The following is a 13,091-nucleotide window of genomic DNA, read 5'->3' as shown; positions in this document are numbered from 1 at the left end:
ATTATGAAAAACTTATATAAACTGTTGATCGGTGTGCTGGCCTTAAGCACCGTAACGTCTTGTGACGATTATTTGGAAGTGGATCATTACGATATTCTTCCGGCAGATTTCATGTTTAAAACGGAGGAGAATGTCCTTTCCGGATTGAACGGACTTTATGATACCTTTTATACGGACCAGCACGGTTCCGGTGATGACGAAACATGGGGATTCAAGCCTCAGGTATTTGCTGCCAACCATTCTACGATGGACTGTCAGGCTTCCGGTTGGGATGCGGAATGGCAGCGTCATGCCTGGAAACCCGATAAGGGTTCCCTGGAGACTGCATGGCGGATGAGTTATCGTGCAGTGGACCGTGCAAACCGTTTCCTAGCTGGCCTGGAGACGGCGGATGCCTCTATATTTGCGGACAGCAATTCCAAGACCGTTTATGAAGCGCAAGCACGTGCCATCCGCGGTTATAACTACCTTTACTTGACGAAACTTTTCGGAAGGGTACCGATGTTGCTTACCGGTGAAACCTATACTACTTCGGTAGGAAAGGCACGTCCGGAATCCGTGGATGAGACTTATGCGGCTATCGAGGAAGATTTGTCTTTTGGACGCGACCATCTGGACTGGTTACCCATGAATGGTGAATACGGACGTATAACCAAGGGGTTCTGCAAAGCTTATTTGGCCGAGCTGTATATGTTGAAGAAAGACTTTACGAAAGCCAAGACGGAACTGAAGGATATAGTGGACAGTGGAACCTATTCATTGGAGCCCTGCTTCGGTAACCTGCATGCCTGGGATACACATTGGACCAAAGAATCTGTATTTGAGGTGATGTATCATGAACAAGGATATATGGGCTGGGGAGCCGATTCGTCTTCAGATGCCATGATGTGGTACGGATATATGTGCGCGGCACCCGAATGGGGAGGCTGGGGTTCTCTCTGTCTTTCTTGGGAGTTTGTACGTTCCTTTGAACCGGGTGACAAACGCCGCCAGTACTCTGCTGTTGCCAAAGGGGATACGCATCCTATTACCGGGCAGACTGTAGGGGTGACAAGTGGTTTTGACGGTCTTTTCCAAGGTTCCGAAAATATGCCTACTGTTTATTCCTTGAAATACTGGAGATGCAAGCCAGGTGAGAACAACAAAGTATTCAATCCTATTTCATTGACTCTGAAGCGTTATGCAGGCATCATGCTCGACTATGCAGAATGTTGTTTCGAGACAGGTGACAACGCTACCGGATGGAACATGATACGTCAGATACGTAACCGTGCTTGGGGTAATTTGGAGATGGGAGCGACGATGATTGACCTACCCGCCGACATGTTGAATACCCAGACGGTGGAAGTGCCGGATGCAGAGACCTATTATACAAGCTATAAAGCAGCCAAAGGCTATACTTCTCCGGTATGGAAGGTGGCGTTGATTATAGAGCGTCGCCATGAATTCAATGCCGAGTTTTCGCTTTACCATGATTTGTGCCGTATGGGTATGTGCAAAGAGTGGTTTGCCGCCGAATATCCGAAGACAGCAGCCAACTCTTCACAAGAGGCTTGTCTGCAGACTGGTGACTCATTCCGTTTCTTTGAGCACGAGGCTTATCAGGAAATCTTCCCGATTCCGACGAATGAGATTCTGACCAACCCGCTCATCAATCAGGCTGACCAGAATCCGGGATATTGATAAATTATAGATAAACACTTAATAATAAAATATTTGTGAGTGAAATGTCAGGCACCAGTAGTTGTTGTGATAGACGTCAGCGTCTGTCGTGATGAAAGCCGGTGTCTGATATGACAAACACCAGTACTTGAGACGACGAACACCAGTCTCTGATAAACGGGGAATTATACAAGGAAAAGTTTGATGGTTTTAGAGAATAATTATGGAAAGGAAGATGTTTTATTGGATAGCACTGCTGGTTGCATATTGTCTGGCAGGCTGCCGGTCGCATTCAGGGGAGACAGATATGCAGACACGCATGCGTACAGAGATTGTCACGAATGTCAGAGACAGCGTGTTGCCGTTTTGGATGGATTATGCAGTGGCTCCCGACGGCAGTTTTTATGGAACTGTATTGCGGAATGGTACTCCGGTAGTGGATGCTCCGAGAGGAGGGGTTCTGAATGCCCGGATTCTGTGGAGTTTTTCTGCCGCATACCGTACGTTTAAGGATGAGGCTTATCTGAAGCTTGCGGATAAATCGCAACGCTACTTCATTGATACATTTATAGACAAGGAACATGGTGGGGTATATTGGCTGGTCAATCCTGACGGTGAGGTGCTGAATGCTTCCAAATATACGTATGCCATGACCTACGCCATCTATGGGCTGGCTGAACACTATCTGGCAACAGGTAACAGCGAGAGTCTGGATATGGCTGTCGGTTTATATCATACCTTGGAGGAGAAAGGCCGCGAACCGCAATATGACGGTTATGTGGAATCTTTTACTGAAGATTGGAAACAACTGGATAATTATGATAACAATGCACCCAAGACTATGAATGCGCATTTGCACGTGCTGGAGGCTTATACCCTTTTATATCAGTGCTGGAAAGACGACGGGCTGAGGAAAAGACTCGAATTCTGCACCGAGTTGTTTATGGACCGCATTTATGACTCTTCAAAGAGACATTTTAATTTGTTCTTTGATAATGCATGGAACAGTCTGGTTGAGATGGACTCTTATGGACATGATGTAGAGGCGGGATGGCTGCTTTGTGAGGCTGCCCGTGTATTAGAAGACCGGCAACTGATGGATAGGGCGAATCGGCTTGCGCTGGATGTGACGGATGCTTGCTTGGCGGAAGGACTGAGTGACAAAGGGTATATGATGTATGAAAAGAAGGGCGGAAGAACAACCGGCCATGCCTCATGGTGGGGCCAGATTGAAACGATGATAGCTTGTGTCAATGCCTGGCAAATCAGCGGGAATGACGTTTATCTGCAATCGGCCGATACGGTTTGGACTTTCGTAAAGGACTGTATGATAGACCGGGAATATGGTGAATGGTATAGTGATTGTTTTGATGGAGAACCCAAGAAGGATACTCCCAAAGTGAGTATGTGGCGTTGCCCGTATCATACGGTACGCTTGGGAGTGGAAATACATAATCGTTTAAAATAGTATTTATGAAGAAATTTATAGCAGGTGCAGCATCACTGATGCTTTGTATGGGGCTGCACGCCCAGGATTTCAAAATCAATCCATCGGGATATTTTGAGAATGGCGGGGCCAATGTGATGGTGTTCAGTGACGTCTACCCTGAAGGACACCAGGGAGGACTGACCCTTGTTTTGAATGGAGACCGCAGGGCTGCCAATGGAGATGTGCGCTTTGAAATCTCGCAAGGGCAGTGGCAGGGATTGCCCAAGATGAGAAGCCGGGTGGTGGATGAGGCTGACAATGAAATCCGTGTCACATTGAGTTATCCGGATTCGGCCAAACACATGGCAGGCTTTAATCCGATGCTTTATCCGGATTTTGTTTTTGGCTATACCATTAAGGTCAAAGGCGAGAAGGATTATCTGGTATTGACCGTTGATTTGGACCAACCGGTGCCCGAGCGGTTTGCCGGCAAGTTGGGTTTTAATCTGGAATTGGTACCTTCCACTTTGCTGGGCAAGCCGTGGATTATGGACAACCGGACGGGAGTCTTTCCCCACCAGGCGATGGGGCCCACCATGAAACAGTCTTCCAACATGGAGCATATCGGAGATTTCAACCCTGGCGGGAAAGCTGATTTGGACCAGTTGCTGTTGGATAGAAAGACTTATAACCCGATGATTGCCGATGATATCGTCTCTGCTCCTTTTGCCGAGGGGAAAAAGTTTGTACTCAATCCTCAGGATGATTTGGCAAAGATTACGATTGAAAGTGAGAAAGGAGACTTGCTGCTGTATGATGGAAGGATAAATCATAACAACGGTTGGTTTGTGCTCCGTTCGGAGTTCCCGGTAGGGACAAAGGAAGGTGCGGTGAAATGGATAATCCGTCCGACAGTCACTAAAGACTGGCGTTATGCACCGGTGGTGCAAGCCTCTCAAGTAGGTTACCATCCTGGACAGAAGAAAGTAGCTGTCATAGAGTTGGACAAACGGGATACAGACTTCAAGCAACCTGCCCTTTATCGCATTGTTGCCGATGGCAGGAAACTGGTAAAGCAGCAGGCTGCCAAGGATTGGGGAGATTTCCAACGTTACCACTATCTGCAGTTCGACTTCACGGAAGTGACGGAAGAAGGGCTCTATCAGGTGATGTACGGCGATGCTGCTTCTCCGGTGTTCCGCATTGCCAAAGATGTGTGGGACAAGGGTATCTGGCAGGCAGAGGTGGAATACTTCTTGCCGGTACAGATGTGCCACATGCGTGTGAACGAAAAATACCGTGTATGGCATGACTTCTGTCATCATGACGATGCACGTATGGCCAAAACCGATATCAACCATATAGACGGATATACTCAAGGAACCTCTACTCTTTGTAAGTATCAGCCGGGTGATTTGGTTCCAGGGCTGAATGTGGGTGGATGGCACGATGCGGGGGACTATGACTTGCGTGTGGAATCCCAGGCAGGCGAGGCCTATATACTTGCCATGGCTTGTGAGAACTTTGGTGCCTATTGGGACGAGACTTCCATAGATTTTGAAAAGAAGATAGTCGAGATTCACCAGCCGGATGGAAAGAATGACTTGTTGCAGCAGGTGGAAAACGGTGCTTTGACGATAGTGGCGGGTTGGAAGGCTCTGGGGCGTCTTTACAGAGGGATTCTGTGTCCTACCGTACGCCAGTATGCACACTTGGGTGATGCGTCGGCTCATACAGACCATGTCAGTGGGACTGCCGACGACCGCTGGGTGTTTACGGAGGACAACCCTGGTAGGGAACTTCAAGTGGCTGCCTGGCTGGCAGGTATTTCACGTGTCTTGAAGGGACATAACGATGCATTGGGAGCGGATTGTCTGGAGATAGCCCGTGAATTGTTCAGGATTACCCGCTGCGACAACAACCGGGTGCTGACAGCCAAGGTACATGCTGCCGTAGAACTTTATCTGGCGACAAAGGAAGTGGAATACCGTGATTTCGTTTTGCAGCAGCAGGATTTCATCTGCAAGAATATCCGTCAGACGGGTTGGTTCATCGGACGTTTCGACAAGGCTGTGGGAAATGCACGTTTCAGCAAGGCTGTTCGCAAAGCACTGCCGGAGTTGCAGGCTATGTATCAGGAGTATAGCAGTAAAACTCCGTATGGAGTGCCGCATGACAGAGGTAACCGTTCTTCCGGTTCATGGGAACCCCAGCATCTGGGCTACAATTACTGTTACCTGCATGCTGCCTATCCTGACTTGTTTGCACCGGACTATATTTTCAATGCTGTCCAATACCTGCTCGGTATGCATCCGGGACGTAATCAGGCAGCGTTTGTAACGGGAGTCGGTGCCGAAACGATGAAAGCTGCCTATGGTGTCAACCGTGCCGACTGGTCTTATATTCCGGGTGGAGTGTCTCCGGGTACAAATCTGATTCGTCCTGACTTGCCCGAATTACTTCATTTCCCGTTCTTATGGCAGGAGGGTGAGTACTGTTTGGGCGGACATGCTACGTGGTTTATGTATATGGTATTGGCATCTCAGAAAATATTGAATGGTAATGAACAGTAAAATAAAGGTAGATAAGTTTGTAATTGTAGCTTTTCTGCTCTGCATGGTCTGCACTATGGTCATGCAGGCAAAAGCTTATGACAATTTTAAGGTATCGGTCTATGTACGTGCCTACGAGGTAGACAAGATGAAGGACATCCATTGGCTGGATTCGACTTGGAATGTGATTTCACAACAGTTGGAAGTGGACAAGATTTATCTGGAAACACATCGTGATTTACTGATTGTGGATGACGCCACCCTGGAGCAAGCTAAGAAATTTTTCCATGACCGGGGAATAGAGACTGCCGGAGGAATTACCTACACCATCAACGAGGCAAACAGTTTCGAGACGTTCTGCTATTCCAATCCCGAGCATCGTGAGATGGTGCGAAAGATTGCAGAACATACGGCAAAGCACTTTGACGAGTTTATTCTGGATGACTTTTTCTTCACCAGTTGCAAGTCGGACATAGAGATAAAAGCCAAAGGTGCGCAGAGCTGGACGGAATACCGTTTGAAGCTGATGACTGAAGCCGGGCGCGACCTTGTGCTGAAACCTGCCAAGAAGGTGAATCCTCGTGTAAAGGTAATCATCAAGTATCCCAACTGGTACGACCATTTCCAAGGTTTGGGCTTTAATCTGGAGGAAGGTCCCCAACTCTTTGACGGTGTCTGGACGGGTACCGAAACAAGGGACCCTGCCGGCAACCAGCATCTGCAGAATTATCTAAGCTATAATATTATCCGCTATTTCGATAATCTGCGTCCGGGCTACAACGGTGGAGGATGGGTGGACTCCGGTGGACTGAATCTAGGCATGGACCGCTATGCTGAGCAGCTGCATCTGACCATGCTTGCCAAGGCTCCCGAAATCATTCTCTTTGCCTATAACCAGCTTCTGGGCGTGAAGTTGTCTCCCAGGTTCCGTACCCCTTGGCAGGGCATGGGCACCAGCTTTAATTATGATGAGATGACTGCCCCTATCCGGCAGAAGGACGGAACTTCCATAGAGCCTACCACCATGGCACGCATTGCGGATGTTGTATTGAAACAGACTGATAAACTGATAGGTAAGTTGGGTAACCCCATTGGCATCAAGTCCTACAAGCCTTTTCATGTGGCGGGTGATGATTTCTTGCAGAATTATCTGGGCATGATAGGTTTGCCGATGGATATACGTCCCGTTTTTCCGAAAGACCAACAAGTGGTGCTGCTGACTGCCCAGGCGGCTCAAGCTCCGGAGCTCATGACCGACATTAGGAAGCAATTGCAAAGCGGACGGGATGTGGTGATTACAAGCGGCTTGCTGAAAGCCATTCCTGAAAAAATTGCCGAAATAGTAGAGTTGCGTTGTACCGATTTGAAAGCTCTTGTCAATGATTTTGGCCGATACGGACAAGCCGGACGCGATTTATTGATACCGCAGGTTCAGTATTATACGAATGATGCTTGGGAAGTAGTCAGTGCGGGCCGTCCGTTGACGGGAGGAGTATCGGGGTATCCTATTTTGTTGAGAGCTCCCTATGCCGCCGGCAATCTATATGTATTGACCATTCCCGATGATATGGGAAATTTATATGATTTCCCGGCAAAAGCCTTGAATGAGATTCGCCGCATTATGAGTAAGGATATGGATGTCTATCTGGAGGCTCCCTCCAAAGTCGGATTGTTTGTGTATGACAATAAAACACTGGTGGTGGAGAACTTCAATGATGAACCGGTGGAAGTGCGTATTGTTACCGATGATGAGGTGACGAGGTTGGAAAATCTGGAGAATGGGGATATTCTGGCTCCCCTTCCTGCCGAACCCGTACAGAGCAGGCGTCCGGTGACACCAAAGAACTCTTTCCGTTTGTCATTACTGCCCCATTCGTATAAGGCTTTCCAATATAAATGACGGGTAAGAAGATTGTCGGATAGTTATTCGGAAGGGTAACGGGAGGTCGGTTCTACAATGGGCCGGCCTCCTTTGCTTCCAGTCATCCGTGAGAATGCTTGTGTTCTTTCAATATCCTGTGCGGCAGTGTCCCGTGCCCCAGCAACTCTATCGGGCAGTTGAAGTTGCGTTCCAGCCATTCTTCCGTAACGCCGGTATCGGGATGGTAGTCCAGGGTTTCGTTGACGCAGGCAATGGACTTGACTTGCTGCAACACCGTGCCGATGTCGTGGCTGACGAGAATAATGGCGCAATCCTTGTTTATCTCTGCCAGCAGTTCGTAGAGGCGGGCTTCGAAACGCTTGTCGATGTATGTGCTGGGTTCGTCGAGAATCACCACCTGCGGGTCGGAGATGATGGCACGGCCCAGGAGGGCACGTTGCAACTGTCCGCCGCTCAAAGCGCCGATGGCACGCTGCTCCATGCCTTCCAGCCCCATGCGGGCTATCACGGCAGAGGCTTTCTCGCGGTGCCGGGCGGTGAAGCGTGAAGCCAGCGGCTTCTTGCTGCTGAGTCCTGAAAGGATGACCTCCTCTACGGTGATGGGAAATTTCCGGTCGATGCTGCTGTACTGGGGCAAGTAACCCATAGATAATTGACAATTGACAGTTGATGATTGACAATTGGCAATTTCGGAGGGGGATGGGGGGCAGGAGTGATATAGAATTTCCCCGGCGGTGGGTTTCAGCAGTCCCAGTATACATTTGATAAGGGTAGTCTTTCCACCACCGTTGGGACCGATGATGCCCAGAAAATCACGTTCGTAGATAATCAGGTTTATATCATGCAGTACGGTCCGGTTATCGTATCCGGCGCTGAGGTTCTTTATCTCTATAATGGGGGATGCAGGCATAGCTTCTTCTTCGTTAAATGGACAGAATCATCGTTTACTCTTTTACAAGCGCTCTGGCGGTATTCATCATCTCCTCCTCCCAGTCGTATGAGAGGGGATTGATAGCCACCACCCGGGTTCCGGTCTGCTGGGCGATAAGGTCGGCATTGCGGCGGTCGAATTCCGGCTGTACAAAGATGATGCGTACCTTCTCCTTCTTGCAGGAGTTTATCAGGTTCTTCAGATGGGTGGGAGAGGGTTCCTTTCCACCGGCTTCGATAGGAATCTGGTGCAGGTTGTAGTCGCGGGCAAAGTAGGAAAGTGCCGGATGATAAATCATGAAGGCACGGTCGGCATTCGGACTGGAAAGCATCTGGCAGATGAGGCTGTCCGTATGCTCTATCCGCCGGATGAGTGCGTTGTAACGTTCCATGTAGGCGTTTTCATTGGCTTTGTCTATGGTGCAGAGTGCATTCAGAATGTTCCCGGCAATGATTTGGGCGTTGATGGTGGAGTTCCAGATGTGGGGTTCCACACCACCGGCGTGCGTATGGCCTTCGTGTACATGTCCGTCTTTATGGTGATGCGCATGGGTCTCGTCCAGAATAAGTTCCACATTCTCGGACATGTCGAAGAATTGCAGGTGGGGAGCATTGTCCGTCAGTTTTTCCGTCCATGTCTGTTCGAAACCGATGTAGCCGATGCGGAAATAGGCCTTACTTTGCGCGAGGTCGACGAGCTGCTGGGGCGTGGGGTCGTAGGTTTCCGGACTTGAACCTTTGGGCACCATGCTGACGACGGTGAATTCATCGCCGGCAATGGCTTCGGTGAAATACCGCAGCGGCTCGATGGTGACGGTAATCACGGGTTTATCGTCATTCTTCTTGTTCTGTTGGCCTCCTTGCTTGCACGAGAAGAGCAAGGTGGCTATGAGGAGTAAAAAACAAAACTTTTTCATTTACAATTTACTATTTACAATTTACAATTTGGCTGCGCTGTGGCAGGGGGCATCAACTATCCATTATCAACTATTCCTTATCCATTATCACTTCCTCTTTCCTTCCCCTCAGTATCTCCCGTTTCCCTCCGGGGGGGCCTGGAAGACGCTCTACCTTGAATCCTACGGCTTGCAGCATGCGGCGTACTACTCCTTTGGCGCAGTAGGTGGTCAGCACGCCATCGGTGCTCATGGCGGCATGGATATTCCGGAAGACTTTTTCCTCCCACATTCCCGGTTGCTTTTCGGGTGCAAAGGCATCGAAGTAGACAACGTCGAACGGAGATTTATTAATCATTAACAAACTGTCGATGCTTATTGTTTCGACATCTGCCTGCACTTTTCTCAGTGTGAAATAAGGAGTTATGGCAACTTCTTCTTCCCACGCAGCCCGATGCAGTTCCTCGAACAGAGGATTGTCGCTATATTTTAGCGCATCCACCTCCGGCCATGCAAGCGGATAGAGTTCGATACCGGTATAGTGCACAGGTCTCTTTTCCTTTTCGGCAGTTTCCAGTGTAAGCAGGGCATTCAGTCCGGTGCCGAAACCGATTTCAAGGATATGCGGGCGGGCAGTAGCGGATGCTTTCACTCCCATGTCGATAAAGATGTGCTGTGACTCTGTACGTGCCCCCTTTACCGAATGATAATGTTCATTCAGTTCCGGTACAAACAGTGTCGCACTTCCGTCTTCCGTCTTCTCTATGATTCGTTGCATCACTTCTGCTTTTGTTGAATGTTTTTATTTGATTTAATTCTCTGTAGTTCATCGTGTTGTTGCATCTATATATCCAGCGTACTGCATCTATACATCCAGCACGTTGCATCTATACATCCAATGCGTTGTATCTATACATCTATTGCTCAAACTCACTACATGTCAATAATTCATCATCGAAATGGTTCCTTGCAGTGCCCACAGCATAGCTATGTAGCGCACCAGTTTCCCTGCAAACATGGACGTGGTGGTCAGCATCAGATTACTGCGCATGAAGCCCAGTGCAATGGCTATGGCCTCTCCCACAAAAGGCAGAAAGGCGAAGAAAGCCATCAGTGCCCCTTTCCCTTGGAGGAAATGCTGCATCCGTTCTATCTTTTCCCTTTTTACCTTGAAATATTTCTCAATCCAGTCTATACGTCCCAGACGTCCCATGTAGTAGCACGTCATGCCTCCCAGCGTATTTCCCAAGGTGGCGGAGAGTACGCACAGTGCCGGGCTCAGACCGACCTTGACCAGTGCTACCATCACTATCTCGGAACTGAACGGAATGATGCTTCCTGCCAATAGGGCAGAGATGAACAGACCGACATATCCCCAGTCAATCAGCAGCTGTACGAGTGTATCTACAAAAGCGTCCATATATTGAATCCTAATAGAATGAATAATCCGATAAATGCACAAATGAAGAATATATTGGAACTGCGGCTATTTGTCAGTACAAACAAGTGTCCCGCCAGGATGCTGACACCGATGAGCAGGAAGGACATCAGGTGGACACTCAATGCCGGTTGCAGTCCGATATAGACAAAGATGCAGAAATTCAGCAGGATGAGGAAGTGTAGATAGCTCCGGGTGCGTATCTTGTCTTCATAGCCGGCAATGAGACAGTGTGCCGCGCTGACGATGAACAGAACAAGGAGATACCCGAGGGTGGCGAGTTCCCACGGCTGATAGTCGAACCGGGTGGGAGCGAAGGTCACCAGCTCGCGGAAGGGTTGGCAGAAGAGTTCCATTTGCCCGTAGTAGAGGGCGTGTCCCAGCAACAGCCAGTAGGGTACGCTCCATCCTACCAAGGAAGCGAAGAAACTTTTGGGTTGGAGAGACTGGAAGTTGTAGGCACCTATCCAGAAGATGGGGACAAACAGCATGAGCTGCGGAAAAAGCAGGCTGCCCAGTCCGATGAAGACAAAGGCGTGGAAGAGACTGCCTGTGGGCCGTGCCTGCTGGTAGCTCCTGAAGAGGAAAAACAGTGCCACCAGGAAGGAGGCGGATGCCAAGTCTCCCGCATACAGCATGTGCAGGCTGGGACAGACGGATATCAGCAGGAAGTAGACAGAAGTCTGTACCGATGCCCGCATCCGGATGATGGCGAACGTATTGTTGAGCTGTATCAGGAAATACCCGATGACGGCATACAGAATAAAGCTGAAGAGACGGTTTGCCCAGGTGGGGATGCAGAAGTCGCAGAATGTTTCCCAAAGGGAATATCCGCTTTGCTGTGTCTCCGTCTCGGGCAACAGAACGGCAGTCAGTATCCAGCAGGATACTGAAATCAAGATAGCGGCGGGTAGTGTGAACCGCCCTGCCGTTATCCGGTTCTGGAATCTCTTCGTTCTCATTTATAAATCAAATCCTATATCTCTTCTGAAATATTTCTTCTCGAAGTCTATCATGTCGGCCACGCGGTAGCTTTTCTGCAAGGCTTCTTCCTTCGTTTCACCATAGGAGCAGACGGCGATGACACGGCCACCGGCGGTTACGGTCTGTCCGTCTTTGGTGGCTGTTCCGGCATGGAAGAGGATGCTGTCTGTTTCGGCAGCCTTCTCGAATCCGGTCATCACCTTGCCCTTTTCGTAGACTTCCGGATATCCTCCGCTCACCAGCATGACGCAAGCGGCTGTGCGAGGGTCGAATTCCAGCGTACGCTGGTCGAGGTCGCCCTGGGCAACGCCTTCGAGCAGGTCTACCAGGTCGCTCTTGATGCGCAGCATCACACTTTCGGTTTCGGGGTCGCCCATGCGGACGTTGTATTCAATGACCATCGGTTCGCCTTTCACGTTGATAAGTCCCAGGAAGATGAAGCCTTGATAGCCGATTTCTTCTTCCAGCAGACCGTTTACGGTAGGTTCGATGATGCGGGTGCGTACTTTTTCCATAAATGTTTCGTCGGCAAAAGGTACGGGAGTAACACTGCCCATACCGCCGGTGTTGAGGCCTTTGTCGCCTTCGCCGATACGCTTGTAATCTTTGGCTACGGGCAATACCTTATAGTGGCGGCCGTCTGTCATCACGAATACGGAACACTCGATGCCGCTGAGGAACTCTTCAATGACTACCGTGGCGCTGGCATCGCCGAACATGCCGCCCAGCATTTCCTTCAGCTCTTTCTGAGCTTCTTCCAGTGTGGGGAGAATCAGCACGCCCTTGCCTGCACACAGTCCATCGGCCTTCAGTACGTAAGGCGCTTCGAGGGTTGCGAGGAAATCGAGTCCTTCTTGTAAGTTGTCGGCGGTGATGCTCTTGTAGCGGGCAGTGGGGATGTTGTGGCGCATCATGAAACCTTTGGCAAATTCCTTGCTACCTTCCAGTGTGGCACCTTTGGCGGTGGGGCCGATGATGTCGATATGGCAGGTGGCAGGGTCTTCCTTGAAACTGTCGAAGATGCCTTGTACCAGCGGGTCTTCGGGGCCCACAACAATCATGTCGATTTCTTTCTCAAGGGCAAAAGCCTTGAGTGCGGGAAAGTCTGTCGCCTTCAAGTTCACATTCTCGCCTGCTTCGCTTGTACCTGCATTGCCGGGAGCAATATATAGTTTCTCTACTTTCGGGCTTTGGGCAATCTTCCATGCCAGAGCGTGTTCGCGGCCACCGGAGCCTAATAATAATATTTTCATGGAGTTATAAATTATGAGTTATAAGTTATAAGTGATTAGTGCTTAGGGATTGGCGGTTAGTGAAC

Annotated in this window: 10 protein-coding genes; 4 read left to right on the top strand and 6 right to left on the bottom strand. The window is 49.5% G+C overall.

From position 1 onward, the window contains the following. The first annotated feature begins 3 nt into the window (after nt 1–3). From H1A11_RS15330 to H1A11_RS15315, 4 genes are all read left to right on the top strand, one after another. Nucleotides 4–1,683, top strand: a complete 1,680-nt coding sequence (locus tag H1A11_RS15330) for a RagB/SusD family nutrient uptake outer membrane protein (RefSeq protein ID WP_008662437.1) — start codon at nt 4–6, stop codon at nt 1,681–1,683. A 202-nt stretch (nt 1,684–1,885) separates the two neighbouring features. Further along, entirely contained in the window at nt 1,886–3,130 is a 1,245-nt protein-coding gene (locus H1A11_RS15325; protein ID WP_181757401.1) for an AGE family epimerase/isomerase, read from the top strand. A 5-nt stretch (nt 3,131–3,135) separates the two neighbouring features. Beyond that, nucleotides 3,136–5,664 carry a glycoside hydrolase family 9 protein gene (locus H1A11_RS15320; RefSeq protein ID WP_181757400.1) on the top strand — a complete coding sequence of 843 codons (2,529 nt, stop codon included), beginning with the start codon at nt 3,136–3,138 and terminating at the stop codon, nt 5,662–5,664. Further along, a complete protein-coding gene (locus tag H1A11_RS15315; RefSeq protein WP_181757399.1) occupies nt 5,654–7,543 on the top strand; it encodes a hypothetical protein in 1,890 nt (629 codons plus the stop codon). The genes H1A11_RS15320 and H1A11_RS15315 overlap by 11 nt, the downstream gene beginning before the upstream one ends. Nucleotides 7,544–7,625: 82 nt before the next feature. Here the strand turns inward: H1A11_RS15315 and H1A11_RS15310 are convergent, their stop codons facing one another. The 6 genes from H1A11_RS15310 to purD form a co-directional block, all read right to left on the bottom strand. After that, nucleotides 7,626–8,435 (bottom strand): metal ABC transporter ATP-binding protein, encoded by an 810-nt coding sequence (locus H1A11_RS15310; protein ID WP_117964995.1) that lies wholly within the window; start codon nt 8,433–8,435, stop codon nt 7,626–7,628. A gap of 34 nt (nt 8,436–8,469) precedes the next feature. Beyond that, the gene (locus tag H1A11_RS15305) at nt 8,470–9,372 is read right to left on the bottom strand and encodes a metal ABC transporter solute-binding protein, Zn/Mn family (RefSeq protein ID WP_117964994.1); all 903 of its coding nucleotides are present in this window, start codon (nt 9,370–9,372) and stop codon (nt 8,470–8,472) included. Nucleotides 9,373–9,442: 70 nt separating this feature from the next. Further along, on the bottom strand, nt 9,443–10,129 hold the full coding sequence (gene mnmD, locus H1A11_RS15300) for a tRNA (5-methylaminomethyl-2-thiouridine)(34)-methyltransferase MnmD (RefSeq protein WP_181757398.1): 687 nt from the start codon (nt 10,127–10,129) through the stop codon (nt 9,443–9,445). A 162-nt stretch (nt 10,130–10,291) separates the two neighbouring features. Beyond that, entirely contained in the window at nt 10,292–10,771 is a 480-nt protein-coding gene (locus H1A11_RS15295; protein WP_181757397.1) for a YqaA family protein, read from the bottom strand. Beyond that, complete coding sequence (locus H1A11_RS15290) at nt 10,756–11,751, bottom strand: hypothetical protein (RefSeq protein WP_181757396.1); 996 nt, start codon at nt 11,749–11,751, stop codon at nt 10,756–10,758. The genes H1A11_RS15295 and H1A11_RS15290 overlap by 16 nt, the downstream gene beginning before the upstream one ends. Further along, nucleotides 11,752–13,026: a phosphoribosylamine--glycine ligase gene (gene purD / locus H1A11_RS15285; protein ID WP_181757395.1), complete on the bottom strand. Its 1,275-nt coding sequence runs from the start codon at nt 13,024–13,026 to the stop codon at nt 11,752–11,754. It lies immediately after the preceding gene. Between the last annotated feature and the right edge of the window lie 65 nt (nt 13,027–13,091).

The organism is Bacteroides sp. CACC 737 (assembly GCF_013874375.1).
In the GTDB taxonomy this organism is placed as follows: Bacteria; Bacteroidota; Bacteroidia; order Bacteroidales; family Bacteroidaceae; genus Bacteroides; species Bacteroides uniformis.
The sequence above is the reverse complement of the archived record's forward strand: the minus strand, read 5'-3'. Positions and strand labels throughout refer to the sequence as shown.